This is a genomic window from Bradyrhizobium genosp. SA-3, assembly GCF_004212635.1.
In the GTDB taxonomy this organism is placed as follows: domain Bacteria; phylum Pseudomonadota; class Alphaproteobacteria; order Rhizobiales; family Xanthobacteraceae; genus Bradyrhizobium.
Map to the genome: position 1 here is coordinate 25,829 of NZ_PSRT01000029.1, position 24,563 is coordinate 50,391.

Annotated in this window: 24 protein-coding genes; 18 read left to right on the forward strand and 6 right to left on the reverse strand. The window is 63.3% G+C overall.

Translation table 11 applies throughout. The features are described from left to right. Window positions 1–285 precede the first annotated feature (285 nt). From CWO91_RS12430 to CWO91_RS12440, 3 genes are all read left to right on the forward strand, one after another. Window positions 286–1,419 carry an alpha-hydroxy acid oxidase gene (locus tag CWO91_RS12430; RefSeq protein WP_091885725.1) on the forward strand — a complete coding sequence of 378 codons (1,134 nt, stop codon included), beginning with the start codon at window positions 286–288 and terminating at the stop codon, window positions 1,417–1,419. 14 nt (window positions 1,420–1,433) lie between these two features. Further along, window positions 1,434–2,057 carry an HAD family hydrolase gene (locus tag CWO91_RS12435; RefSeq protein ID WP_130213709.1) on the forward strand — a complete coding sequence of 208 codons (624 nt, stop codon included), beginning with the start codon at window positions 1,434–1,436 and terminating at the stop codon, window positions 2,055–2,057. Window positions 2,058–2,218: 161 nt separating this feature from the next. Then, on the forward strand, window positions 2,219–2,425 hold the full coding sequence (locus tag CWO91_RS12440; protein WP_130213710.1) for a hypothetical protein: 207 nt from the start codon (window positions 2,219–2,221) through the stop codon (window positions 2,423–2,425). 102 nt (window positions 2,426–2,527) lie between these two features. Here CWO91_RS12440 and CWO91_RS12445 read toward each other — a convergent pair whose 3' ends face one another. Further along, window positions 2,528–2,821 carry a type II toxin-antitoxin system RelE/ParE family toxin gene (locus CWO91_RS12445; protein WP_130213711.1) on the reverse strand — a complete coding sequence of 98 codons (294 nt, stop codon included), beginning with the start codon at window positions 2,819–2,821 and terminating at the stop codon, window positions 2,528–2,530. Then, on the reverse strand, window positions 2,818–3,045 hold the full coding sequence (locus tag CWO91_RS12450; protein WP_130213712.1) for a hypothetical protein: 228 nt from the start codon (window positions 3,043–3,045) through the stop codon (window positions 2,818–2,820). The genes CWO91_RS12445 and CWO91_RS12450 overlap by 4 nt, the downstream gene beginning before the upstream one ends. 137 nt (window positions 3,046–3,182) lie before the next feature. Between CWO91_RS12450 and CWO91_RS12455 the strand changes: the two genes are divergently transcribed. The 4 genes from CWO91_RS12455 to CWO91_RS42885 all read left to right on the forward strand — a co-directional run bounded on the left by CWO91_RS12455 (window position 3,183) and on the right by CWO91_RS42885 (window position 6,284). Then, window positions 3,183–4,394, forward strand: coding sequence for a molybdopterin molybdotransferase MoeA (locus CWO91_RS12455; protein ID WP_130213713.1), 1,212 nt, complete (start codon window positions 3,183–3,185; stop codon window positions 4,392–4,394). Between the two features lie 176 nt (window positions 4,395–4,570). Beyond that, window positions 4,571–5,272 (forward strand): transcriptional repressor LexA, encoded by a 702-nt coding sequence (gene lexA, locus CWO91_RS12460; RefSeq protein WP_091886069.1) that lies wholly within the window; start codon window positions 4,571–4,573, stop codon window positions 5,270–5,272. A gap of 63 nt (window positions 5,273–5,335) precedes the next feature. Beyond that, window positions 5,336–5,737, forward strand: a complete 402-nt coding sequence (locus tag CWO91_RS42880) for a hypothetical protein (protein ID WP_165405389.1) — start codon at window positions 5,336–5,338, stop codon at window positions 5,735–5,737. 112 nt (window positions 5,738–5,849) lie between these two features. Continuing rightward, on the forward strand, window positions 5,850–6,284 hold the full coding sequence (locus CWO91_RS42885; protein ID WP_165405390.1) for a hypothetical protein: 435 nt from the start codon (window positions 5,850–5,852) through the stop codon (window positions 6,282–6,284). 138 nt (window positions 6,285–6,422) lie between these two features. Here CWO91_RS42885 and CWO91_RS12475 read toward each other — a convergent pair whose 3' ends face one another. After that, entirely contained in the window at window positions 6,423–8,702 is a 2,280-nt protein-coding gene (locus CWO91_RS12475) for a ComEC/Rec2 family competence protein (protein ID WP_130213715.1), read from the reverse strand. A 509-nt stretch (window positions 8,703–9,211) separates the two neighbouring features. Between CWO91_RS12475 and CWO91_RS12480 the strand changes: the two genes are divergently transcribed. Beyond that, window positions 9,212–10,534 carry an MFS transporter gene (locus CWO91_RS12480; protein ID WP_130213716.1) on the forward strand — a complete coding sequence of 441 codons (1,323 nt, stop codon included), beginning with the start codon at window positions 9,212–9,214 and terminating at the stop codon, window positions 10,532–10,534. Window positions 10,535–10,706: 172 nt separating this feature from the next. Here the strand turns inward: CWO91_RS12480 and CWO91_RS12485 are convergent, their stop codons facing one another. Beyond that, the gene (locus CWO91_RS12485) at window positions 10,707–11,069 is read right to left on the reverse strand and encodes an SPW repeat domain-containing protein (protein WP_165405395.1); all 363 of its coding nucleotides are present in this window, start codon (window positions 11,067–11,069) and stop codon (window positions 10,707–10,709) included. A gap of 245 nt (window positions 11,070–11,314) precedes the next feature. Here CWO91_RS12485 and CWO91_RS12490 point away from each other — a divergent pair, with 245 nt between their 5' ends. The 7 genes from CWO91_RS12490 to CWO91_RS12520 all read left to right on the forward strand — a co-directional run bounded on the left by CWO91_RS12490 (window position 11,315) and on the right by CWO91_RS12520 (window position 17,931). After that, window positions 11,315–11,497, forward strand: coding sequence for a hypothetical protein (locus CWO91_RS12490; protein ID WP_164935201.1), 183 nt, complete (start codon window positions 11,315–11,317; stop codon window positions 11,495–11,497). A 168-nt stretch (window positions 11,498–11,665) separates the two neighbouring features. Then, window positions 11,666–13,096 carry a type I glutamate--ammonia ligase gene (glnA, locus tag CWO91_RS12495; protein WP_130213719.1) on the forward strand — a complete coding sequence of 477 codons (1,431 nt, stop codon included), beginning with the start codon at window positions 11,666–11,668 and terminating at the stop codon, window positions 13,094–13,096. A 312-nt stretch (window positions 13,097–13,408) separates the two neighbouring features. Further along, the gene (locus CWO91_RS12500; protein ID WP_130213720.1) at window positions 13,409–14,425 is read left to right on the forward strand and encodes a ribonuclease Z; all 1,017 of its coding nucleotides are present in this window, start codon (window positions 13,409–13,411) and stop codon (window positions 14,423–14,425) included. A gap of 24 nt (window positions 14,426–14,449) precedes the next feature. Continuing rightward, complete coding sequence (locus CWO91_RS12505; protein WP_130213721.1) at window positions 14,450–15,598, forward strand: CapA family protein; 1,149 nt, start codon at window positions 14,450–14,452, stop codon at window positions 15,596–15,598. A 163-nt stretch (window positions 15,599–15,761) separates the two neighbouring features. Then, window positions 15,762–16,427, forward strand: coding sequence for a phosphoribosylanthranilate isomerase (locus tag CWO91_RS12510; RefSeq protein WP_245471227.1), 666 nt, complete (start codon window positions 15,762–15,764; stop codon window positions 16,425–16,427). Window positions 16,428–16,445: 18 nt separating this feature from the next. Continuing rightward, the gene (locus CWO91_RS12515; RefSeq protein ID WP_130213723.1) at window positions 16,446–17,174 is read left to right on the forward strand and encodes an SAM hydrolase/SAM-dependent halogenase family protein; all 729 of its coding nucleotides are present in this window, start codon (window positions 16,446–16,448) and stop codon (window positions 17,172–17,174) included. A gap of 271 nt (window positions 17,175–17,445) precedes the next feature. Further along, on the forward strand, window positions 17,446–17,931 hold the full coding sequence (locus tag CWO91_RS12520; protein ID WP_130213724.1) for an adenosine-specific kinase: 486 nt from the start codon (window positions 17,446–17,448) through the stop codon (window positions 17,929–17,931). Window positions 17,932–17,972: 41 nt separating this feature from the next. Here the strand turns inward: CWO91_RS12520 and CWO91_RS12525 are convergent, their stop codons facing one another. Beyond that, window positions 17,973–18,359, reverse strand: coding sequence for a nuclear transport factor 2 family protein (locus tag CWO91_RS12525; RefSeq protein ID WP_130213725.1), 387 nt, complete (start codon window positions 18,357–18,359; stop codon window positions 17,973–17,975). Between the two features lie 8 nt (window positions 18,360–18,367). Continuing rightward, the gene (locus tag CWO91_RS12530; protein WP_130213726.1) at window positions 18,368–20,044 is read right to left on the reverse strand and encodes a glutamine--tRNA ligase/YqeY domain fusion protein; all 1,677 of its coding nucleotides are present in this window, start codon (window positions 20,042–20,044) and stop codon (window positions 18,368–18,370) included. Between the two features lie 143 nt (window positions 20,045–20,187). On the opposite strand from CWO91_RS12530, the gene gltX reads away from it, so the two are divergent. The 3 genes from gltX (at window position 20,188) to CWO91_RS12545 (ending at window position 24,557) form a co-directional block, all read left to right on the forward strand. Next, window positions 20,188–21,615, forward strand: coding sequence for a glutamate--tRNA ligase (gene gltX / locus CWO91_RS12535; protein WP_130213727.1), 1,428 nt, complete (start codon window positions 20,188–20,190; stop codon window positions 21,613–21,615). A 143-nt stretch (window positions 21,616–21,758) separates the two neighbouring features. Next, window positions 21,759–23,060, forward strand: a complete 1,302-nt coding sequence (gene gltA / locus CWO91_RS12540; RefSeq protein ID WP_130213728.1) for a citrate synthase — start codon at window positions 21,759–21,761, stop codon at window positions 23,058–23,060. 318 nt (window positions 23,061–23,378) lie between these two features. Then, entirely contained in the window at window positions 23,379–24,557 is a 1,179-nt protein-coding gene (locus CWO91_RS12545; RefSeq protein ID WP_208753016.1) for an ROK family transcriptional regulator, read from the forward strand. Window positions 24,558–24,563 lie beyond the last annotated feature (6 nt).

Consider the following 24,563-nt stretch of genomic DNA (forward strand, 5'->3'; position numbering starts at 1 on the left):
AGGGGCTTGTCTCTCGGGCTTGGAAGCCGCCATGCAAATGGCGATCCAAGTCACGTCTCACAACACCATTCTGGTTTCTTCAAGGCCGGCCCGCCGTGCCGGCGGTACGGCGAAGAAATCCCTTCGCCGTGGCTTAAACTATTGGCAACGTTCCGAAACCACTTTGCGCAAAGCGGACATCGGTCGGCCGCCCACGCCTCGCAGCTATGCGATTTTAGGATGGTTTTGGAGGGCCGGACGCGATAGGCGATGGCGATAAGACTTCAAATTCTCGGGAGGACAACAATGAACGACGCGCCCCGCATCCGGCCGGAAAGGAACGTCGAACTCGGCGCCAGCAACGAGCCGTTCCAGAACCTGCACGAATTCATCCGGAAAGCGCGCGCCAACCTCAACCAGAATGCCTGGGACTACATCGTCGGCGCTGCCGAGACCGAGACCACGATGCGCCGGAACCGAATGGCGCTGGACGAGATCGCCTTCCGCCCCCGCGTGCTGCGCGATGTTCGCAAAGTCGACGGCTCGGTCGAGCAACTCGGCCGCAGGATGCGGCTGCCGGTGGTGCTCGCCCCGGTCGGTGCGCTCGAAATCTTCGATCCCGATGGTGCGGCAAGCGTGGCGCGCGCCGCCGGCACCTTCGGTGCGGCGCACATGTTGAGCTCGGTGTCCGAGCCCGGCCTGGAAAAGACTGCCGAGGCCGCGCCCGACGCGCTGCGGCTCTATCAGCTCTATGTCCGCGGCGACGATGCCTTCGTCGCCGATGTCGTCAGCCGTTCCGAGAAGAACGGCTATGCCGCATTCTGCCTGACCGTCGACACCGCCCATTACAGCCGTCGCGAACGTGACATCGCCAAGCGCTACGTTCGCGAAAGCCGCCTGCGCGCGACCGGCGGTGACTACCAGAAGGGTCTGGAATGGCGGACCGTGAAGATGATCAAGGACAAGTTCAGGATCCCGCTGATCCTGAAGGGCATTGCCACGGCCGAGGACGCACAGATCGCGATCGATCACGGTGTCGAGTGGATCTACGTCTCCAACCATGGCGGCCGTCAGCTCGATCATGGCCGCGGCGCCATGCATGTGCTGCCTGAAATCGTCGAGGCCGTGAAGGGCCGTGCCAAGATTATGGTCGATGGCGGCTTCTGCCGCGGCACCGACATCGTCAAGGCGATCGCGGCGGGCGCCGACATCGTCGGTATCGGCCGGCTGCAGTGCTGGGCGCTGGCGGCGGCCGGCGAAGCCGGCGTGATGCGAATGCTGGAACTGCTGGAGGACGAAGTGCTGCGCTGCCTCGGCCTCTTGGGTGCCACCTCGTTCGCCGAGGTCGACAAGTCCTGCCTGCATCAGGCGACCGCAACGAATGCGCCGAGCGTGTTCAGCGCGTTCCCGCTGTTCGACCACGACCCCTATCGATACTGACGTGAAAGGATACGATGACCTCGCTCTCTCCCGGCAGCGCTGATGCGCTCCTGTTCGATCTCGGACGCGTGGTGCTCGACATCGATTTCTCCAAGGCGATCGCCTGCTGGGCGGGACATGCCGGCTGCCAGCCCGAGGCCATCGTCGCGCGCTATGTGCGTGACGAGGCCTACCGGCTGCACGAGGTCGGCAAGATCAGCGACGAGGATTATTTCCAATCGCTGCGTTCATCGCTCGGGATCGGCATTTCCGATGCGCAGTTTCTGGAGGGATGGAACGCGATCTTCGCCGGCGAGATGCCTGATATCGCCGAGCTTTTGCCGCGGGCGGCCAAGCAGATGCCGCTCTATGCCTTCTCCAACACCAACCGGCCGCATGTCGACTATTTCTCGAAGGAATATGCGGGCGTGCTCGGGCATTTCCGCGAGCTCTATTTGTCGTCCAGCATCGGCCTGCGCAAACCGGATGCGGAGGCGTTCGACCATGTCGTGACCGCGATCGGCGTGCCGGCCAGCCGAACCGTGTTTTTCGACGACCTTGCCGAGAACATCGAAGGGGCGCGGGCGCGCGGATTGACCGCGGTGCATGTCACCTCGCCCGGCGACGTCGGCAACGCCTTGCGAGCGTTGGGAATTTGACCGCCGGCGCCCCGGCCGGATCTGGTCGGGTTCCCGGGACCAAATCTGCTTGGGATGCGGAACCAAATCACCTTGTGCATTTTTGTACAAAGTTCCGGGAACGGAATACTTCCTTCCGGACTCTATGAGTCCGTTGGGACTTCTACATCGGACTTATTCTCGTGCTGGGCAAAGCCTACCTCACAAAGCAAGCCTCTCTGCTGCTCGAATTCGCCAGAACCACCTCGGATTCGCGCCTCTCCGCCAAGCTCATCAGCAAGGCCGCCGACCTGAAATCCCAGGCCGATCCGCTGCCGGACAAGGATCAGGGCCCCAAAGCTCCGGACGTCGCGCTGGACGACGTTTCGGATCGACCGAGCGGGAGTTGACCAATGCTGGCCGTGGCGCTCGTCCTTCTCGTCCTCGCCATGGCCATCCTCGTGCCGGTCTGTCTCGCCTTTCGGATCATGCCGCGGCGGACTTGAGCCGCCTCAGGCGTCCGAGTGCTCGCGTTCCTGCGCGGGATGCTGGGCCGTGAGAATGATGACTTCGCCAGCCTCTTCGTCCAGTGTGTAATAAACCAGATAAGGATACCGCCGCGTCACCAGCTTGCGTACGCCCTCGACCTTCTGCGGTCTCCCAAGTCGCGGAAAGCGAACGAGATTCTGAAGCGATTCAAGGATCGCAGCGCGCACGCGCAACGCGCCTTGCGGGCTATGCTTCCTGACGTAGTCGGCAATGCTAATCAGGTCTTGTGCCGCGCGTGGCGTGAATCTGAGTTTCATCGCTCGAAGCGGCGGAACGCGGCTTCGATCTCGACATCAGACGCAAATTGCCGGAGGTTCGCTTGTGCGAGCCCCTCAAGGACCGCCGGAAGATGCCCGGGATCGATTTGCTCGGGCTCCCCTACGTTACCGGTCAAAGCCAACATCGCGCGCGCGATCTCGTCCTGGCTATCCGCAGGGAGCTGCCGCACGGCTTCGAGCGCTTTTTCGAGCAATTTCGTCATCGACGCGAAGATAAGGCGCGGTTGCGCCGAAAGGAAGTGTGTCTTCTCACTCCATTGAGCGTCCCTTTTGCCTCGGCCCTTCGGCTCGGCTAGAACCCTGCCGACCGAGTCCTAGTGATTTGTTGCGGAGTTCGCCCGTGGCCCTCATGCCGGTTTCCGATGCGCTTGCCGCCCTGCTTGCCGGCGCGGAGCCTCTGGCCGAGGAAATGGCCGCGCTCGACGCGGCCTTCCACCGTGTGCTCGCCCGCGACGTGGCGGCGCTGCGCACGCAGCCGCCGGAAGCAATGTCGGCGATGGATGGCTATGCCGTGCGCGCGGCCGACGCGGGGGCGATCGATTCCCAGTTGACGGTGATTGGCGAGGTGGCGGCGGGTCGTCCGTTCGCGGGAACGGTCGGCCCTGGCGAAGCCGTGCGGATCTTCACCGGCGGCGTCGTTCCCAACGGTGCCGACGCGGTCGTGATCCAGGAGGATACGGTCGCGGACGGCAAGCGCATCACGATCAAGGAAGCCGCGATTCCCGGTCGGCACATCCGCCCCGCAGGCGTCGACTTCTCCCAAGGCGACGTGCTCCTGCGCAAGGGAACCCGCCTCACCGAACGCGACCTCGCGCTCGCCGCCGCCATGAATCACCCCCAGCTTGCCGTCTGCCGCCGTCCGAAGGTCGCAATCCTCGCCACCGGCGACGAATTGGTGATGCCGGGCACCACGCCCAGCCATGGCCAGATCGTCTATTCCAACGGCTACGCCCTGCACGCGCTCGCCCGCAGCGAGGGGGCCGATACCATCGACCTCGGCATTGCCGCCGATACGCTGGAGGCCACCACCGCCGGCATCCGCCGTGCCCGCGAGAGCGGCGCCGACATCCTGGTCACGACCGGCGGAGCATCGGTCGGCGACCACGATCTGGTCCAGCAGGCGCTGAGGGACGAAGGTATCTCGATGGCGTTCTGGAAGATTGCGATGCGCCCGGGCAAGCCGATGATGCATGGGCGGCTCGGTGCGACGCGCGTGATCGGCCTGCCGGGTAATCCAGTGTCATCCTATGTGTGCGCCTACCTGTTCATGGTGCCGCTGATTCGCGCCTTGTCGGGACGATCCATGATTCATCACCGCCATGAGCGCGCCGTGCTCGGCCGCGATGTGGGCGCAAACGATATGCGCGCGGATTATCTTCGCGCACGTCTGGAACAGCGCGACGACGACACGCTGGTGGCCATTCCCGTCAACCACCAGGATTCCTCGCTGCTTGCGAATCTCGCTGCGGCACAGGCACTTCTCGTGCGCGCACCGTTCGCGCCGAAAGCCGGAGCCGGCTCGCCTTGCGAAGTGCTGCGCCTGCCCGTCTGAGCGCATCCACCACACGTGTTCCGCGAACTTTGTCGCGTTCACGCTAAATTAAGCAGTTGCGGAACACATATCGAACATATAGTGTCCGTTCATGATTTGTTTCGAGGATGTAGCGGTTCGCCGCTCCAATCAGCGTCTCGGAATCGAACGACATCAACCGGGGGACTTTGGTCGAGATGTTAACGCGCAAACAATACGAGCTTCTGCGGTTCATCAGCGAACGTCTGAAGGAAAGCGGCGTGCCGCCCTCCTTCGACGAGATGAAGGATGCGCTCGACCTGCGCTCTAAATCGGGCATCCATCGCCTGATCACCGCGCTGGAGGAGCGCGGCTTCATCCGCCGCCTGCCCAACCGCGCCCGTGCCATCGAGGTGATCAAGCTGCCTGAGCTCCAGGCCGCCGCCGGCAACCGCCGCGGATTCACGCCGAGCGTCATCGAGGGTAATCTCGGCAAGGTGCGCGCGAGCTCCAGCCCGCCCGCGGACGAGGGCGAGCGTCCCGTTGCGGTGCCGGTGATGGGTCGCATCGCAGCCGGTACGCCGATCGAAGCGTTGCAGACCCGCAGTCACACCATCAGCGTACCGCCCGACATGCTGGGCTCGGGCGAACACTACGCGCTCGAAGTGCGCGGCGATTCGATGGTCGAGGCCGGCATCCTCGACGGCGACATGGCGCTGATCCAGCGCAACGAGAGCGCCGATACCGGCGACATCGTGGTGGCGCTGATCGACGATGAGGAAGCGACGCTCAAGCGCTTCCGCCGCCGCGGCGCCTCGATCGCGCTCGAGCCCGCCAACGCCGCCTACGAGGTCCGCATCCTGCCACCGAACCGGGTGAAGATTCAGGGCAAGCTGATCGGGCTGTACCGCAAGTACTGAGACGACCCAGCGGTCATTCGATACCAATGATTCCGATTGGAGCGAACGGATTGTCCGCTCCAATTGGATAGTTTTTCTGGTCTTGGGCAGATTATCGGGCCCCTCTCCCTGCGCTACGTCCTCGGCAGCCGCCCGAAGCACTCATCGCTTTACGACTCAAGAGATCGAGGAGACAACGATGCGCAGGATCGTTTTGAGCGCCGTCGCAACTGTGTTGATCGCTGCATCGGCAACGCAAGCATTCGCAGCACAATTGCAGCACCATCCCCGCAAGTCGGCGCACGCGACAACGACCGAGCAATTCCGCAGCGCCCGAAATGCCGTCGCGCAACAGCCACGGCCGAGTTGGCCATACTCCGGATGGTCGGCGCCCGCAGGCCGCTGACGCTCGCATCCGCCAAATGCATTGAAGCGAGCTTTGTTCCTATTGGAGTCGGGAAAGATAATGTGATCGCATCCGGCTGACGCCAGCCGCAGATTCGCCCACAACCAAGCAGAACGTTACGTGCTTCCACTCTGATAGAGGCTTGCGCCTCCGAAAGAGGCGTGGGTTGCTATCTTCGAATAGGAGCACCCGATGTGTGACTACAGCCTGCATGCCGTTGCATCGCGCCCCGCCGAAGTCGGCGAGACGATCGTGTCGACAACATTCCGCGGCACCTCGACGCGCGGCTTTGCTTCCGCGGCCGACCCGACCGTGGCCGTCTGCCTGCTGCCGGGAACGGAGCTCGCCTTCGCCGACAACGTCCGTTACGACAATCGCTGGATCTGGACGCGCACGATCAACTCCCGCGTCGGCAAGTTCGGCAAGATCGATCCGCACATTCCCGATCGCCATCATGATGCGATCGAATTCCCCGACGGCAAATACGTGCTGGTGACGCAGCTCGTCGAAGGCCAGCGCGCAACCGTGCTGCAATTGCCGGTGACGCAGCCGGTAAGCGAGCGCGAGCACAAGCCGCAGATCGATACCGACAGCCGGCCGACGATCACGCGTCTGCCGATCGGCTGAGCCGTCCCTGGCCGCCAGGTCGGCCAGGATTGAAATTGCCATCGCCGGCCGAGGCCGGCGAGACGGTATGATTTATGTTCTGCGGAAGTCCGGTCGAACCCGGACCAACTCCTCGCATTTGTTCTTAATCGTCTGGCCTTAGTCGTCCGCCTGCAAGTCGGTCTCTGCCGGAGTTGCGTCCCGGTTGCGGGCCGCAGCCGTCCTCGGCGCAAGGCTCCCGTCGAAATCACCCTCGCCAGCGCCGGCCGGCAGCCAGGGACGACTTGTGCCTCTTGCTCTTACAGCCTGAACTGCAAAACCGTCACCACGCTGCGTCAACGCCAGCGCGCCTTGGCTGGTGAGACGTTGCCGATCGACCACCATCGCCGCACAATCCGGCGGCGCGGGCCGCCGCGTCACCACCAGCGCGGCGCGGCTGCAATCATCAGCCAGCGCGTCGATCCGCAGGGAAATCGCGACCAGCCGCCCGTCGGCGAGCGGCGTCACACAGCCCGCCTCGTCGCACGACACGCCGTCGGCCAGCGAGCTACTCCCGGCGTCGCGCGGATCGGCGTCGGCAGCTAACCACTCCTTGAGCAGAAAGCCGTCCTTGCTCGAAAGGATCACATGCAGGTGTCCGTCCCGGCCGCGCACCGCGACGCTCGCGCCGTCGCCGGCAATCAGGATGTCGGGCTGCCGCACCGACAGCCCCCAGGCAATGGAAGCCAGCAGCAGCAAGGCACCGGACCAGCGCAAGGGTGTGCGCAACAGGCCCATCACGATGATCCCGAGGCTTGCCGCGATCAGCGGCGCGATGCCGAAGGCAGGGATGCGGCCGACTGCGCCCGGCAGTGCCGCCACCCAGCGCGAGACCGCGACCATCCAGTCGATCCCGATCCCCATCAGCCACCAGAACACGCCGTCGAGCCCGAAGGGCGCCGCGAGCAGTCCCAGCAGCCCCGCCGGCATCACCAGCGCCGAAACCACCGGCATTGCACCGAGATTGGCGAGCACGCCGTACGGCGTGACGCGGTGGAAATGGAAGGCGGCGTAGGGCGTGGTCGCAAGCCCCGCGATCAGCGAGGCCAGGAACAGCATCGCGATCTCGCGCCCGCCCCATAGCGCGATGCGCGCCGTCGCCGAATGATCCGGCGAGGCAAACAGGTTCGGCATGCCGATCTGCACCAGCGCGACGAGTCCGAGCGTCGCGGCGAAGGACATTTGAAAACTCGGATGCACCAGCGCTTCGGGCGCGACCGCGAGCACGATCAGCGCGGCCACGGCCAGCGTGCGGAAGGTGATAGCGCGGCGATCGACCATGACCGCGATCAACACCACCGCTGTCATGAAGAACGATCGTTGCGTTGCGACCTCAGCGCCTGACAGCAGCAGATAGAACGCGGCCGCCACCAGCGCGGCGGCCGCCGACCATTTCTTGATGGCAAAGCCCGCCGCCAGCCCGGGGATCAGCGCCAGCAGTGCGCGCACCGCGAAGAACACCACACCGGCGACGACCGCCATGTGATAGCCGGAGATCGACAGCACATGGCCGAGGCCTGAGATGAACATGGCGTCGTTGACGGGCGTGGTGATCGCATCGCGCCGTCCGGTGAGCAGCGCGGTTGCGATCGCGCGGTTGTCGCCCTCGAGCGTCGCACGGATGCGCGCGTCGATCGCATCGCGCAGGCCCTGCATGAAGGCCGCGTAGCGCAGCCGCAGGCCACCGGCATCCGGCGGCACTGAAGCCGTGATTGCGCCCATCACGAAGCCGGAGGCGCCGATGCCCTGGAAGAACATGTCGCGGGAGAAATCGTAGCTCCCCGGGCGCACGGGAGAGATCGGCGGCATCAACCGCGCCTTCAGTTGCACGAAGCTGCCGACCTCCGGCGCCGTCCCCTTGCGCACCGACAGGCGCACGCGCTCCAGCCGGACGTCGCTGCGCTGCGCCTCCATCGCGGTAACCCGCAGCACGAAGCGATCGGTGCGCTCGCGGATGTCACGGGTCTCCACGAAGCCCGACAGCGACACCGAATAGAGTGGCTTGGCCAGCACGGGATGGGCGATGCGCGCCGTCTTCCAGGTCGCCATGGCAAAACCGGCGGCGACGGCGGCAAGCATGATCGCGGGCGCGAACAGCCGGCTCCGCCGCAACAGGACCGCGCCGAGCACGAGCGCGATGGCGGTCGTGGCGACGACCCATAGCACCGGCTCGTGATCGGCAGCGAAATAGAGCGCGATGCCGGCGCCGAAGGCGACAGGCACCCAAGGCAACAGCCGCCCGGCGCCGGCCTCAGCGCGCGCCCATTCGCGCAGCGTCTCGACGAACGCAGGCCAGACGCCAAAGCCCGCCGGCGCAAAGCCGCCGGCCGATGTGGCGCGGCCAACCGGCCACGTTCCAGCGACTCCCTGGGAGCGTACTGGCCGGCCCGGCTCCGCCATTCCCCTGCACCTTACGATACGCGACGGGTGCAGAGGCTACCGGAACGTGCGGCGGTGCGAATAGCGGTACGGATCAGGAACAGGCGGCGAAGCGCCCTACTTTTCCCTTCCATCGTCACGGCGACCGCCGCCTTGGCATCTCTTCTGGATTCCTCGCAACGCCTGAGACGTCTTTGACCAGAAGTCGCGAAGTATTCGAGCCCTTCCGATCTCGTTGGCAAGACGCCCGCGACAGATCGATTGAGCCGAAAGTCTCATAAGTTGCCGGCCCGAGGTGGGATTACACTATGGTTCCCCGCCTTCCCGACAGACGGGCAAGGCAGTGGTGGCTCGCGGTTCTAAGGCCGCCGGAGCTCTTCTCAGGTGACGCGAAAGCGCACCTGAAGTCAGACGTTGCCGACGCAACTCTTTGAATTGGCGCCTGCGACGCCGCGCATCACGCTCTCCCCGCGAGAAGATCGATCGCTGAAACAGGCGAGGAGACGTCTTGAAAACCAAAGGAGTCGCACATGCAGGTACCGAGTGATTTTCGCCGCGTGATCATCGCTGCATCGGTGGGAAACATCATCGAATGGTATGATTTCTACATCTTTGGCAGCCTGGCCGCAGTTCTATCGGTCAAGTTCTTTGAGCAATCCCACCCGGTTGCCGCCCTCCTCAGCACGATCGCGCTCTTCACGGCAGGATTTCTCATCCGTCCGCTGGGGGCCTTCCTGTTCGGATGGATGGGTGACCGGGTCGGCCGCAAATACACCTTTCTCATTACGCTCAGCGGAATGGGACTCGGCACGGGGGCGATCGGGTTGATCCCGACCTATCAGTCGATTGGTCTGACGGCCGCGTTCGTTCTCTTCGGCCTGCGCATGATCCAGGGCCTGTGCCTTGGCGGCGAATATGGTGGCGCCATCACCTACGTCGCCGAACATGTACCGGACGATCGACGCGGCTATTATACTGGCTGGCTGCAGACCTCGCCTACTCTCGGAATCGTGGTGTCGCTGGCCGTCATCATCCTCACGCGGACATATGCCGGCAACCAGGCCTTCGACGAATGGGCTTGGCGCGTTCCGTTCCTGCTGTCCTTCCTGCTGGTGGCGATCGCGATCTACATCCGGCTCCAACTCCAGGAAACGCCGATCTTCCAGGAGATCAGGTCCCGCGGCCAGATGACGAGGAACCCTTGGAAGGAGGCTTTCCTCAGCTCCAACATCAAATACATCGGGATCGCGATTGTGGTCCTGATCGGACAGGGCGTGGTCTGGTACAGCGGTCAGTTCTGGGCGCTGTACTTCCTGCAGCAGGTCTCCAAATTGGACCCGCTGACCTCCGCATACATCGTGGGCGCCGCACTGCTCATTGCCACCCCGAGCCTGATCTTCTTTGGCTGGCTGTCGGATCTGATCGGCCGCAAGCCGGTGATCCTCGGCGGCATGCTGCTCGCCGCGATCACGTACTATCCGCTGTATCTGTGGCTGGGGACTGTCACACAGCCCGGAAACGTCAACTATCCGGCCGCGACCTTCATCATCTTCATCCTCGTTTGCTATGTCGGGATGGTGTACGGGCCGGTCGGCGCGTTTCTGGCGGAATTCTTTCCCGCCAGGATCAGGTATACGTCAGTCTCGGTGCCGTACCACATCGGCAATGGCTGGGGTGGCGGATTGGTGCCGTTCATCACGTCGGCGGCATTCGCCGCGACCGGCAGCATCGGCTATGCGCTGATCTATCCGATCGTGGTCCCCGCGGTGTGCTTCGTGCTGGCCGTCTTCCTGATGCCGGAGACGCGCAAGATCAGCATCTGGCAGCCGATCGAGCCGAGAGCCGCATCGTGATGGGTTGATCCAGGCGCAGGGATCCTGGTGCAGGACCGCGAGGCCCTGCACCAGAGTTCGTGTCGAGGCGCAGTGACGATCATTCCCCTCGGCACCGCGCCCGAGCGAGCCGATCTCGAACTCCCGGCCGCCAGCAAAGGGCGGTCGGCAAGCGCCCGACTAGCACCTCTTCTCAGCCGGCCAGGCGATGCCAACGATCGTGCCACCAGGTGCTGAAGTCGCGATCGGTCATCAACTCCCAGACAGCGAGCAGGATCACCAGTATGCCGGACAGCACGCTGCTCACCGTTGCCGATACCGGCTCATAGCCAATGGTCCAAGGTGCCAGTAGCAGAGCCAGGCCCAGCAGCAATTCTCCCCATTCTTCCAGATAGGACGGGATGAAAAATGCCTCGATGGCAAACAGCATGACGCCGAGCCCGAGCGCGATGGAGACCCAGACAGGCGCTCCGGACAAGCCCAGGATAAAGGACGAAAGAACCAGCCAAAGGCCCACCAGGAGGCTGGCAGCGTCTTGCCAATGTTGGATGCGCATAATGCTCACCTCCTCTCTCCCGGTTACATGGTGGCGCAGCTGAGAAAATGCATCCCTCCGACCTGCGCCGTGTTGCCGCGACTGAACCCGCACCCAATCCTCGCAGCCCATGCCCCGGAAAGGGGCCTTGCGAGTGCCTGCACCAGGATGCAGACTAGCCGCGCTGGACAGGTGTCTACGTCTATCGTCCCCCGGCTCGCACCTCGTTCGCGTTGCGCCCGGGACAAGAGGGAGGTGACGCCATGATGCGAGAAATCGAAATCCACGACTATGCGCGGCAGTTGCTGGAAGCACATGGTCCCAAGGCCATTGCGGAAGCCGCCCAGAACGCCATCGATCTCGAGTCGAAGGGCGAGCTCGAGCTCGCCAAAACCTGGCGGCATATCGAAGACGCCATGAAGCTGATGCGCGGGCCTCACCAAAGCTGAAGCAGCCGGCGTGCCTAGCCGCCTGACCGCAAATGCCGCCAAGCCGGATTGAGGCTGGAGGGGCGGCAACACAGAGTATGGACCACAATCCGTCGCAAGCCGTTCGGCTGCGGCTGGCCGGCAACGCGACCCGCAAGACGCGCATCTCCACGATGCTGGGAGCGAGCCATGTTTCCAAAATGTGCGACGGCCGAAGATCTCGTGAAGGCGATCAAGGACGAGAAGGTCCAGATGATCGATCTGCGGTTCACTGACCTGCCGGGGGTATGGCAACATTTTTCCGTCCCGCCGAGCGCGGTGAGCGTCGATGCGCTCGAGGAGGGCATCGGGTTCGACGGCTCATCGATCCGCGGCTTCCAGGAGATACAGGAGAGCGACATGCTGGTCGTCGCCGATCCGACGACGGTCTTCGTCGACCCCTATAGTCCGGCAAAGACGCTGGTCCTCATCTGCAACATCCGCGACCCCGTGACCGGCCAGTCCTATAGCCGCGATCCACGCTACGTCGCCCAGAAGGCTGAAACCTATCTCAAGGGCACTGGTCGCGCCGATACGAGTTACTTCGGCCCGGAAGCGGAGTTCTTCGTCTTCGACGAGGTGCGCTACGGTCAGGGCATCAATTACGCCATGCACGAGATCGATTCCAGCGAAGGCAGCTGGAACACCGGCGCGGAGGAAGCGCCGAATCTGGGGCACAAGCCGCGCCCTAAGGAGGGATATTTTCCCGTTCCTCCGACCGACAGCATGCAGGCGCTACGCACCGAAATGGTGCTGACCATGGAACAGCTGGGAATCCAGATCGAAGCTCATCACCACGAGGTCGCAACCGGCGGCCAAAACGAAATCGACATGCGCTTCACAACCCTGACCCGCATGGCCGACAATTTGATGATCTACAAATACGTGGTGAAGAACACCGCGCATGAGCACGGCAAGACCGCGACCTTCATGCCGAAACCGCTGTTCGAAGACAACGCTTCGGGCATGCATGTGCACCAGTCACTGTGGAAGAGCGAGACTAACCTGTTCTACGACCAGGGCGACTATGCCGAATTGAGCCAGCTCGGCCGCTACTACATCGGCGGCCTCCTGACCCACGCCTGGGCGTTGTGCGGGCTTTGCGCCCCGACGACCAACTCATATCGGCGCCTGGTGCCGGGCTATGAGGCCCCCATCAACCTGGTCTACTCCCAACGCAATCGTTCGGCCTGCTGCCGAATTCCCATGTACTCGCCGAATCCACGCGCAAAGCGCGTCGAGTTTCGTTCGCCCGACCCCTCCTGCAATCCCTACCTGGCTTTTGCCGCAATGCTGATGGCGGGCCTCGACGGTATCGAAAACCGGATCGACCCCGGCAGCCCCATCGACAAGAACCTTTACGACCTGCCACCGGCCGAAGCCAAGCAAGTGAAGTCGACACCGGGATCGCTGGATCAGGCGCTCGACGCACTCCAGCGCGACCACGCATTCCTGCTGCGCGGCGACGTCTTCACGGCCGACCTGATCGAGACCTGGCTCGACTACAAGCGAAAAAAGGAGGTCGATGCGATCCGGCTGCGACCGCATCCCTATGAGTTCCACCTCTACTACGACATCTGACAGCGGTCCTCACTGTGGGATCGTCCGCGGCTGACCAAAATCGCGTCGTGCCCCCCTGTCGGCACCATCGGCGAAGGCGCTTGAAATGAGTTTCATGGCTCTCTCCTCGGGCTGCGGGACACATCGGGCTCGCGCTTGACGAGATATTTCAAGATCCGGCCCGCGGCTGACGCAGCCGAACCACGGATCGAAAGTCGGCACGAGCGCGATCCGATTAGTGTATTCTGACTCGATCTTGCCGGGTGCGGAATTCATCAACGTTGGCTAAGCGCGGGAAATCCATCGGGCGCTGTTGCAGCAGAATAGTTTGCCATGCGACCACTTTTCCATCCGAGCCTGGTCAACGGTCGCTACGGCGACCCGACGGTCTATGTCGAAACGCTGTTCGAAAAGCGAAGTCTGCTGTTCGATGTCGGAGAGATTGCTTCACTAGCGCCGCGGAGGATACGGCGCGTCGACCAGGTCTTTGTCTCGCATGCACATATTGATCATTTCGTGGGCTTCGACCATCTGCTTCGCTTGCTCGTCGGGCATGAGAAATCGGTGCAGCTGTTCGGTCCGTCCGGCTTTGCCGAGCACGTCTTTCACAAGCTTCAGGCCTATTGCTGGAATCTGGTCGAAACCTATCCCTGCGATCTCGTTTTCGATGTAAGCGAACTCGGAACGGCGGATTCCATCTCGACCACGCGGTTCCACCTGAGGAAGGCGTTCGCAGCAGAGCCAACAGTCTCTCGCAAGGCCTTTGGCGGCATACTCTGCGATGAACCGACCCATCGCGTGTCCGCCGCGATCCTTGAACATGGCACGCCCTGCCTCGCCTTTGCGCTGCAGGAGGCAGCGCATGTCAACGTATGGAAGAACCGGCTGTTGGAGCGCGGACTGCCCGTCGGTCCCTGGTTGCTGTCGCTGAAGAAGGCCATCGTCGAGCGTCGCGCCGACGATCATTTGATCCGCATCGATGAAACGGCAACGTCAGATCGTCTCGTTCCGCTCGCCAGCCTGCGCGATCTCGTGACGGTAACTGCGGGCCAGAAAATTGCCTATGTAACCGATGTTGCCGACACGCCGGCCAATCGCGCCGCCATCGTGGCGCTGATTCAGAATGCAGACATCCTCTTCATCGAGGCGGCGTTTGCGGGGGCCGACGCCGCATTGGCGAGTGAGCGGGCTCATCTTACAACCACGGCTGCCGGAGAAATCGCACGGGAAGCCAATGTGCGCCGCGTCGAGCCCTTCCACTTCTCTCCGCGCTATGCGGGAGAGCAGGAGCGGATGCTGGCCGAGGTGATGGCGGCGTTCAGGCATCTCGCACCTGACGCAAAGAGCTAAGCGACAGGACCGGAGTGGAAAGTCATGTCCGAGGAACGACATCTGCCAGCGGTGTGTCGGAAACCGGTGCGGCTCTTCCTATGCGGAGATGTCATGTGCGGCCGCGGCATCGACCAGGTGCTGGCGCACCCCTGTAGCCCCGAGATTTACGAAGATTACATGCGATCGGCGTCGGGCTACGTGCAGCTCGCCGAGCAGGCGAACGGGCCTATTCCGCGGCGCAATGGATCGTCCTACGTCTGGGGCGCTGCACTGGACCAATTCGAGTCCATGCAGCCGGACGCGCGGATCATCAATCTCGAAACGGCTGTGACGGGCAGCAACGACCGCGCGAACAAGGGCATCAACTACCGCATGAGCCCCGAGAACGCAGACTGTCTCGCGGCCGCGGGGATCGACTGCTGTCTATTGGCCAACAACCATGTGCTCGATTGGGGCCGCGCCGGCCTAGTAGAGACGCTGACGACTTTGCAGAAGCTCAACATCAAGGCGGCGGGCGCAGGCCGCAATGATCGGGAAGCGCGCGCACCCGCAGTGCTGAGCCTTGCCGACGCGCGGCTCCTGGTCTTTGCGTTCGGATCGACATCGAGCGGAATCCCGTTCAAGTGGGTTGCAATGTCAGACACTCCGGGCGTCAACCTGCTGCCTGACCTCAGCGGGGCGAGCGCGTTCGAGGTCGCTGACCAGGTCATGGCGGCCAGAAGGCCGGGCGATCTCACGGTGGTGTCGATCCATTGGGGATCCAATTGGGGATATGACATTCCCGATGAGCAGAGGATTTTTGCCCGGGCCCTGGTCGACAAGGCAGGCGTGTCGATCGTTCACGGGCATTCTTCGCACCATCCGAGAGCGATCGAAATCTATCGAGACCGCCTTATACTCTATGGCTGCGGTGATTTTCTGAACGACTATGAGGGGATCCGTGGTTACGAGTGCTACCGCGACGACCTGGCGTTGATGTATTTCGCCGACCTGGATCCAACCAGCGGAAGCCTTCATGCACTCCATCTGGTTCCCATGCAGATCAAGAACTTTCGTCTCTCCGTTCCATCGCGGCGCGACATTGAATGGATCCGGCAAACCCTGGATAGGGAATGCCGGCCGTTCGGAACGAGGGTCATTTTTGAATCCGAACAGCAGCTTGCATGTGTCGCGCAGAGGGCAACGACCTGACTCTCGTAACCCGATAAAATTGGCGAGCCAGCGCACTGGGACTGCGTCCCCGCCCGGCAGCTGACCTAATCTTCGACTCCCGCTAGCCGACGAAGGCTGTGGCTTTGCCAAACACCGCCTTCGGATGTCTTATGCTCAATGTCCGCCGCGGAGGTTACGCCCGATGTTGACCCAGGTTTATGAAATCTCGACCATCGAAGAGGCGTCCGCTGTTTCAGCCATTGGCGTCGATCATATCGGCGTGCTCGTCGGAGACGGCCGATTTCCGCGCGAGTTGCCGATCTCAGCAGCTTCCGAAATCGCCGCGGCGATTGTACCGCCATCGAAGTTCTCAGCACTGTTTCTGACCTGCGATCTCTCCTTGATTGCCCCATGGGCGCGCGAACTCAACCCCGCGATCGTCCATTTGGGAGCCCGCGCCGAATTGCTTTCCCCGCAAGACGTTGCTTCGCTCAAACGCATGTTGCCCGGGATGGTCGTGATGAGGAGCATACCGGTGTTCGGCGAGGAGAGCATCGCGATTGCCCGCAGCTACGTTGGCATTGCAGACTTTCTGCTTCTCGACAGCTATCGAGCCACGGACAAGCAGATCGGCGCGCTCGGCGTGACGCATGACTGGGATATCAGCCGCCGGATCGTGGACCTCGCCCCTGTTCCTGTTGTCCTTGCCGGTGGTCTCGGACCGGACAACGTCGCAGAAGCGATTCGCACCGTCCGTCCAGCCGGTGTTGATTCCAAGACGAGAACGGATCAGGACGGATCGCATGCCAAGGACCTGGATCGAGTCCGCCGGTTCCACGAAGCGGCTCGGGCGGCGGCGCCGTCATAGTGTGGAGCAGCTGACATCATGATTGTTCTGTTCACGGATTTCGGATTGCACGGCCCCTATACGGGCCAGATGAAGGCCGTGCTGCACCAGATGGCGCCTGGCATACCCGCTATCGACCTCTTCACCGATGCGCCCATGGGGAATCCCAGGGCGTCGGCGTACCTCCTGGCGGCTTATGCCGCCTGGTTTCCGCCGGAAACTGTCTTTCTCTGCGTCGTCGATCCCGGCGTCGGCGGGACGCGCCCGGCCATTGTGATCGAGGCCGACGGCCGGTGGTATGTCGGCCCCGGCAACGGCTTGTTCGAGCTTGTCCAGCGCCGCGCCACAAGGACGCGCAGTTGGGACATCGACTGGAGGCCGGAGCGCCTCTCGGCCAGCTTTCACGGGCGCGACCTCTTCGCACCGCTCGCAGCCATGCTGGCGCGCGGCGAGCCGCCGCCCGGCCAGCCGCGAGGGGATGACAGGGATCGCCGCGCGGACTGGCCCGACGACCTCTGCGAGATCGTCTACGTCGACCACTTCGGCAATGCTATGACTGGATTGAGAGCCGCCGTCCTGCCGCCCAACGCCAGGCTTGCCTTGGCGGGTCACATATTGGAGCGCGAAAGAACCTTCAGCGATCGGCCGCCGGGCTCAGCCTTCTGGTACGAGAACTCGAACGGGCTCGCCGAAATCGCCGTCAACCAGGGCCGTGCGGACCGGGATCTTGGCCTTTCGACCGGCAGCCCGGTTGAGATCGTCCCTTAGATGGTTATGTCACAACGTGGTCTGCAGTTATGCGCACGCCAAGAAAGCAGAGCTCAGGAACGGATTGGCCAAAGCCGAAGACGCCTCACGCCAGGCCGCCGGCGACTGGCAACAAGCGGTTGGCCGATCAGACCCGCAAGATTCTCCGCAAGCACTACGCGAGCAAATATCGGATGGGGCAATCGCGGTAAGGGGCGAAATCGGCCACCTGTGCTGCTTGCAATCACTTTCCGGCGGCCTAACATGTAGCTCTGCCGACAGGAGCGCGGCCATGGAACTCACCGTGGTGCCCATCGTCAAGCCGGACGCGGCCAACTTCATCTTCGGTCAGTCGCATTTCATCAAGACCGTGGAAGATCTCCACGAGGCGCTCGTGGGCGCGGTTCCGGGCATCCGCTTCGGGCTGGCCTTCTGCGAGGCCTCCGGCAAGCGACTGGTACGCTGGTCGGGCAATGACGAAGCGGCCCTCACCCTCGCCCGCAACAACGCATTGGCCATCGGCGCCGGCCACACTTTTCTGATCTTCCTGGGCGACGGGTTCTTTCCGGTCAACGTCCTGGCTCCCGTGCGCGCGGTGCCGGAGGTCTGCCGCATCTACTGCGCGACGGCCAACCCCACGCAGGTGATCGTCGCGCAAACCGAGCTTGGCCGCGGCGTGCTCGGCGTAGTGGATGGCGCTTCGCCGCTGGGTATCGAGACCGACGCCGACATTGCGTGGCGGAAGGACCTGCTGCGAAAGATCGGCTACAAGCTGTAGTGGCTGGATGAAGCAGGATGCGATCAGGTACGCGTCCGGCGTTAGATCAGTGCAACCCTGGACGACACGTGGTGGCTCGCGATCTTCCAGTCGCCGCCTTCACGCACGATTGCCCAGGTAAGTTTGACCGACAGCGGCGCGGCCTCCTCGCCGAGGTCGAACGAGGCGATCGCGGCCATGTTGATCACTTCGGGCGCGACCTGCGCCGCGGCCACCTCGGAAAAGCGGACGCTCGGCGAGCGCCAGCGCGGCAGGCCATTGAAATAGGCCGCGACTCCGTCCCTGCCACGATATAGCGTCGGGTTGGAGCCGAAGAAGAATGCGTTCTTCGCATAGAGCGACGACAGCGCGGCCGCGTCGAGCGTCGCGAAGCCGGCGCACCATTTCGCGATGATGGCGGAAACGATGGCGTCGGCTTCATTGTTCATGTCGTATCTCAGCCTTTCGCGGCTTCCTTCGCAAACGTGTCGCGCAGGCCGATGGTGCGCGAAAACACCGGCTTGCCGGGCGTCGAGTCCTTGTCACGCACGAAATAGCCCTGGCGCTCGAACTGCATCGGCTCCATCGAATTGCTCTCCGCGACTGATGCCTCGACTCGGGCATCAGCCAGGATCTCCAGCGATTGCGGATTGAGATCAGCCGCGAAGTTCGCGGCGTCCGGATTCGGATTGGAGAACAGCTGGTTGTAGATGCGGATTTCGGCCGGCTTCGACGTCGCTGCCGGCAGCCAGTGCATGGTCGCCTTGACCTTGCGGCCATCGGGCGCGTTGCCGCCCTTTGTCGCGGGATCGTAGGTGCAGCGCAGCTCCACCACCTCACCCGCCTCGTTCTTGATCACGCCGGTGCACTTGACGAAATAGGCATAGCGCAGCCGCACCTCGTTGCCCGGCGACAGGCGGAAGAACTTCTTCGGCGGATTCTCCATGAAGTCGTCGCGCTCGATATAGAGCTCGCGGCCGAACGCGATCTTGCGCGTGCCGGCGCTGGGATCGTCGGGATGGTTGATCGCCTCGAGCTCCTCGACCTGCCCCTCCGGATAGTTCTCGATCACCACTTTCAGCGGCTTCAGCACCGCCATGCGGCGCTGCGCCGTGCGGTTCAGTTCCTCACGGATGCAGAACTCAAGCATGCCGACGTCGACCACGCTGTTGGCCTTGGCGACGCCGATGCGCTTGACGAATTCGCGTAGCGCCGCCGGCGGCACGCCGCGGCGGCGCATCCCCGCAATGGTCGGCATGCGCGGATCGTCCCAGCCCGCGACATGGCCCTCGCGAACAAGCTGGGTCAGCACGCGCTTCGAGAGCAGCGTGTAAGTCAGGTTCAGCCGCGCGAACTCGTACTGGTGCGGCTCTGACGGCACCGGCAGCTTCTCGATGAACCAGTCATAGAGCGGCCGATGGTCCTCGAACTCCAGCGTGCAGATCGAGTGCGTGATGCCCTCGATCGCATCCGACTGGCCGTGGGCATAATCGTAGCTCGGATAGATGCTCCATGTGGTGCCGGTGCGCGGATGATGCGCATGCAGGATGCGATACAGCACGGGGTCGCGCAGATTGATGTTGCCCGCGGCCATGTCGATCTTGGCCCGCAGCACGCGCGCCCCGTTCGGGAATTCGCCGGCCTTCATGCGCCGGAACAGGTCGAGATTTTCCTCCACCGAGCGGTCGCGGAACGGCGAGTTCCTGCCGGGCTCGGTCAGCGAGCCGCGCGAAGTGCGGATCTCCTCCTGGGTCTGGTCGTCGACATAGGCGAGCCCGTCGCGGATCAGTTGCTCCGCCCATTCATAGAGGCGATCGAAATAATCCGAGGCGAAGAACAGGTTCTTGCCCCAGTCGAAGCCGAGCCAGCGCACGTCGGCCTGGATGGAATCGATATATTCCTGCTCTTCCTTGATCGGGTTGGTGTCGTCGAAGCGCAGATGGCAGCGGCCCGGAAACTCCTGGGCGATGCCGAAATTGAGTGCGATCGACTTGGCGTGGCCGATATGCAAATAGCCGTTCGGCTCCGGCGGGAACCGGGTCACGATCTCCTTGTATTTGCCCTGATCGAGATCGGCCTGGATGATGTCACGAATGAAATCGCGCCCAACCTCAGTCGCCACCGGTTCTGTCATTACGAAAATCCTGTAGGGAAATCAGCGGTCCTTCTGCCAAATTCGCTGGGCCGCGCCAAGCCTTAGCAGGTCCGCTGTCGGGCTTTAGTTATGCTCCGGTCCTGATATATACCACCGCCTCCAATGCATAGGCCCTGCCAAGAATGACCGATTCCGTCGTCACGCGCTTCGCTCCCTCGCCGACCGGCTTCCTCCATATCGGAGGCGCCCGCACGGCGCTTTTCAACTGGCTCTATGCGAAGAAGCACGGCGGCAAGATGCTGCTGCGGATCGAGGATACCGACCGGGAGCGCTCCACCGAGGCCGCCATCGCGGCCATCCTCGACGGCCTCAAATGGCTGGAGCTCGGCTGGGACGGCGAGGTCATCTACCAGTTCGCCCGCGCCGCCCGCCATCGCGAGGTCGCCGAGCAGCTGCTCGCCGACGGCAAGGCCTATCGCTGCTACGCCACCGCCGAGGAGCTTGCCGCCATGCGCGAGAAGGCGCGCGCAGAGGGCCGTACCCGCCTCTATGACGGCATGTGGCGCGACCGCGATCCCGCGACCGCCCCGGCCGATGTGAAGCCCACCATTCGCCTGCGCGCGCCGCAGACCGGCGAGACCGTGATCGAGGACCAGGTCCAGGGCCGCGTGGTCTGGCAGAACGAGAATCTCGACGACCTCGTCCTGCTGCGCGGCGATGGCAACCCGACCTACATGCTCGCGGTGGTGGTGGATGACCACGACATGGGCGTGACCCATGTCATTCGTGGTGACGACCATCTGATCAACGCCGCCCGCCAGAAGCAGATCTACGATGCGATGGGCTGGGCGCTGCCGAGCATGTCCCACATCCCCCTGATCCACGGCCCGGACGGCTCGAAGCTGTCGAAGCGCCACGGCGCGCTCGGCGTCGATGCCTACCGCGCCATGGGGTACCTCCCGGCAGCGTTGCGCAACTATCTCGTCCGGCTCGGCTGGAGCCATGGCGACCAGGAGATCTTCTCGACCGAGGAGATGGTCGCCGCGTTCGATCTCGGCAGCGTCGGCCGTGCCGCCGCCCGCTTCGATTTCGCCAAGCTGGAAAACCTCAACGGCCACTACATCCGCAATGCCGACGATCAATCACTCGTGAAGCTGTTCGAGGATGTGCTCGACCACGTCGTGCCCAGCCGCGACGACATTAAGGCCAAGTTAAACGACACCACGCGGGCGCAGCTCCTGAAGGCCATGCCGGCCCTGAAGGAGCGCGCCAAGACGCTGATCGAGCTGATCGACGGCGCCTACTTCATCTTCGCCGACCGGCCGCTGCAGCTCGATACCAAGGCGCAGGCGCTGCTGACAGCTGAGAACCGCAAGCTGATCGGCCAGCTTCATTCCGCGCTGGGGAAAGTCGAGACATGGAGCGGCGGCAGCACGGAAGCCGCGCTGCGCACCTTTGCCGAGGAAAATAGTCTCAAGCTCGGCGCGGTCGCCCAGCCGTTGCGGGCGGCGCTGACGGGACGGACGACCTCGCCAGGGATTTTCGAGGTTTTGGACGTTCTGGGACGCCAGGAAAGCCTTGGCCGGCTTAGGGATCAGGCTACGACGTAAGTCGACCATGTGCGCGGCGATCTTGCAGCGCACACAGCAATAATATACCCATCTCACCCGTACCTTCTGGAATATCCGGCTTGCCCCATCGTCTTATGGGGTCTCCGGGTCCGGCCCGTTTCACCATACATCGGGGACCTACGATGGACGCAAAACCGAGCAACAAGACCGCGACGCTGACGGTCGGCAACAAGAACTACGATCTCCCGATCCTCAGCGGCAGCATCGGGCCCGATGTCGTCGATATCGGCAAGCTCTACGGCCAGTCCGGCCTGTTCACCTACGATCCCGGCTTCACCTCGACCGCAAGCTGCCAATCCAAGATCACCTATATCGATGGCGACGCGGGCGTGCTGGAATACCGCGGCTATCCGATCGAGCAGCTCGCCGAGCATGGCGACTTCCTCGAGACCTGCTATCTCCTGCTCTACGGGAACCTGCCGACCGCGACCCAGAAGAAGGACTTCGACTACCGCGTGACCCATCACACGATGGTGCACGAGCAGATGGCCCGCTTCTTCCAGGGCTTCCGCCGCGACGCCCATCCGATGGCGATCATGGTGGCGGCCGTTGGCGCGCTCGCCGCGTTCTACCACGATAGCACCGACATCAACGATCCGAAGCAGCGCATGATCGCCTCCATGCGCATGATCGCGAAGATCCCGACGCTGGCGGCCATGGCCTACAAGTACACCGTCGGCCAGCCCTTCGTGTATCCGAAGAACTCGCTCGGCTTCGCCGAGAACTTCATCAACATGTGCTTTGCGGTACCCTGCGAGGATTACAAGGTCAGCCCGGTTCTCGCCGACGCGCTGGAGAAGATCTTCATCCTGCACGCCGACCACGAGCAGAACGCCTCGACCTCGACAGTGCGCATTGCCGGCTCCTCGGGCGCCAACCCGTTCGCCTGCATCGCGGCCGGCATCGCCTGCCTCTGGGGCCCGGCGCATGGCGGCGCCAACGAGGCCGCGCTCAACATGCTCTACGACATCGGCACGGTCGACAAGATCCCCGAGTTCATCGCCAAGGTGAAGGACAAGAACTCTGAAGTCCGCCTGATGGGCTTCGGCCACCGCGTCTACAAGAACTATGATCCGCGCGCCAAGATCATGCAGAAGATGTGTCACGCCGTGCTCAAGGAGACCGGCCATGGCAACGATCCGATGCTGAACGTGGCGATGGAGCTCGAGAAGATCGCTCTCAGCGACCAGTACTTCATCGACCGCAAGCTCTACCCGAACGTCGACTTCTATTCGGGCATCACGCTGAAGGCGATGGGCTTCCCGGTCTCGATGTTCACCGTGCTGTTCGCGGTCGCCCGCACCGTCGGTTGGATCAGCCAGTGGAGCGAGATGATCGAAGATCCCCACCAGAAGATCGGCCGTCCGCGCCAGCTCTACACCGGCGTCGCTAAGCGCGACTACGTGCCGATCGACAAGCGGTAACCTCGGCCGTCACGGCTTTCGAAACGGCGCCATCGAGAGATGGCGCCGTTTTTGTTTGTGCGCGCACTTGTAGGGTGGGTTAGCTAGCGGCTGCGCGAAGCGCAGTCCGCTGGCGTAACAACTTCGTTCGGCCAGTGCAGAAGCATGGTGGGTTACGCCTTGCAGGTGCGCTTCGCGCATCTGCAAGGCTAACCCACCCTACAAACACCGCTGTTGCTGCCGCGCACAACAACAAGGCGGCGCATTGGACCGGCAAACACTTGACAGCCGAAACGCTCCGCGCGCAAATTCTTACACTAAGTAAGAATGACGACAGGGATGGAAATGCCGGAGCAGCCGAGAAGTCGGCGGCAGACGCGCGCTGCCATTTTGACTCATTTGCTCCAGTCGGGCGGCTCGTTTCGGCCGCCACTGGCGAAGGCGGTGCGCCTGTCCGAGGCAAGCCTGTCGCGCATCCTGTTTGACCTGAAGACCGAGGGCCTGATCGAGGAAGTGCGACGCCCTGCCCCTTACGTCGGCGGCCCGACGGGTCTCGTGACGCTCGACGGCTCCGTGGCGCTCGCAGCCCTCGAGCTGACCGCTCAATGGCTCAGCGTCGGCGTCGGCGGTCTCTCGGGCGAGCTGCACTACACCGAGCGTCTGCCATTGCCCAAGGCGCCAACCGTCGAGACGGTCGGCCGCGTGTTCCGCGAAGCGATGACATTGCTGCGCGACTGGACGCGCCGCCGCCACATCACGCTCTCACAGATCGGCGTCTCCATTCCGGGCCTCGGTCGGTTGACCATATCCGGCAATCCGATCATCCCCTGCGACGTCGGGCGCATCAGCGGCATGATCGGCGAGATGTTTGCCGACGTGCCGTTGGAATTCACCAATTCGGTGGTGGCGCACGCCACTTTTCACCGCTGCCGCACGCAGAACTATCCATTCAGCGGCACGCATCTGTTCGTCTTTGTCAGCCATGGCGTTGCCGGCGCCTGGATGGATGACCCGTCTGAAGCCGATGCGCTCCAGCCGGTCGAACTGGGCCACATGGTATTTGGTCCGGAGGGACCGCGCTGCCGCTGCGGCCATCACGGCTGCGTCGAGGCCTATACCTCGCTTCCCGCTTTGGCCGAGCTCCTCGGCGTCTCCGACGCCGAATTGCTCCAGCTCGGCAGCGAATGGGTGCACACGATCCCGCTCTCGACGCGCGTGCGCCAGGAGTTGCGGCGGCGGCTGTTCCGGCTTGGCCTTGCGATCGGCAACACGCTGAACGTGAAGCCATGCGGTGGCGTCGCCATCAGCGGCTGGCCATCGCTGCTCTCCGATGACGATCGCAACGCCGTGGTCGAGGGGATCGACGCCTGCCTGCTGGGCGGCCGGACATTGGCGCAAGTATCCATCGCCTTCGTGCCACCCTCGACCGGCAACGATCCGCAAGCGGCCCTGGCCTTCGCCGCCTTCTGCCTGGCCAGCCGCGGCGGCATGCCCGCCACATCGACGGAGGCCGCCTGACATGCC

What these genes read in the sequence shown, in the direction of transcription:
- CWO91_RS12530 (WP_130213726.1), bottom strand. Translation starts at nt 20,044, where the DNA reads ATGACAGAACCGGTGGCGACTGAGGTTGGGCGCGATTTCATTCGTGAC.
- gltX (WP_130213727.1), top strand. Translation starts at nt 20,188, where the DNA reads ATGACCGATTCCGTCGTCACGCGCTTCGCTCCCTCGCCGACCGGCTTC.
- CWO91_RS12505 (WP_130213721.1), top strand. Translation starts at nt 14,450, where the DNA reads ATGTCCGAGGAACGACATCTGCCAGCGGTGTGTCGGAAACCGGTGCGG.
- lexA (WP_091886069.1), top strand. Translation starts at nt 4,571, where the DNA reads ATGTTAACGCGCAAACAATACGAGCTTCTGCGGTTCATCAGCGAACGT.
- CWO91_RS12510 (WP_245471227.1), top strand. Translation starts at nt 15,762, where the DNA reads ATGTTGACCCAGGTTTATGAAATCTCGACCATCGAAGAGGCGTCCGCT.
- CWO91_RS12545 (WP_208753016.1), top strand. Translation starts at nt 23,379, where the DNA reads ATGGAAATGCCGGAGCAGCCGAGAAGTCGGCGGCAGACGCGCGCTGCC.
- CWO91_RS12450 (WP_130213712.1), bottom strand. Translation starts at nt 3,045, where the DNA reads ATGACGAAATTGCTCGAAAAAGCGCTCGAAGCCGTGCGGCAGCTCCCT.
- CWO91_RS12480 (WP_130213716.1), top strand. Translation starts at nt 9,212, where the DNA reads ATGCAGGTACCGAGTGATTTTCGCCGCGTGATCATCGCTGCATCGGTG.
- CWO91_RS42885 (WP_165405390.1), top strand. Translation starts at nt 5,850, where the DNA reads ATGTGTGACTACAGCCTGCATGCCGTTGCATCGCGCCCCGCCGAAGTC.
- gltA (WP_130213728.1), top strand. Translation starts at nt 21,759, where the DNA reads ATGGACGCAAAACCGAGCAACAAGACCGCGACGCTGACGGTCGGCAAC.
- CWO91_RS12520 (WP_130213724.1), top strand. Translation starts at nt 17,446, where the DNA reads ATGGAACTCACCGTGGTGCCCATCGTCAAGCCGGACGCGGCCAACTTC.
- CWO91_RS12515 (WP_130213723.1), top strand. Translation starts at nt 16,446, where the DNA reads ATGATTGTTCTGTTCACGGATTTCGGATTGCACGGCCCCTATACGGGC.
- CWO91_RS12525 (WP_130213725.1), bottom strand. Translation starts at nt 18,359, where the DNA reads ATGAACAATGAAGCCGACGCCATCGTTTCCGCCATCATCGCGAAATGG.
- glnA (WP_130213719.1), top strand. Translation starts at nt 11,666, where the DNA reads ATGTTTCCAAAATGTGCGACGGCCGAAGATCTCGTGAAGGCGATCAAG.
- CWO91_RS12445 (WP_130213711.1), bottom strand. Translation starts at nt 2,821, where the DNA reads ATGAAACTCAGATTCACGCCACGCGCGGCACAAGACCTGATTAGCATT.
- CWO91_RS12475 (WP_130213715.1), bottom strand. Translation starts at nt 8,702, where the DNA reads ATGGCGGAGCCGGGCCGGCCAGTACGCTCCCAGGGAGTCGCTGGAACG.
- CWO91_RS12435 (WP_130213709.1), top strand. Translation starts at nt 1,434, where the DNA reads ATGACCTCGCTCTCTCCCGGCAGCGCTGATGCGCTCCTGTTCGATCTC.
- CWO91_RS12490 (WP_164935201.1), top strand. Translation starts at nt 11,315, where the DNA reads ATGCGAGAAATCGAAATCCACGACTATGCGCGGCAGTTGCTGGAAGCA.
- CWO91_RS12430 (WP_091885725.1), top strand. Translation starts at nt 286, where the DNA reads ATGAACGACGCGCCCCGCATCCGGCCGGAAAGGAACGTCGAACTCGGC.
- CWO91_RS12500 (WP_130213720.1), top strand. Translation starts at nt 13,409, where the DNA reads ATGCGACCACTTTTCCATCCGAGCCTGGTCAACGGTCGCTACGGCGAC.
- CWO91_RS12485 (WP_165405395.1), bottom strand. Translation starts at nt 11,069, where the DNA reads ATGCGCATCCAACATTGGCAAGACGCTGCCAGCCTCCTGGTGGGCCTT.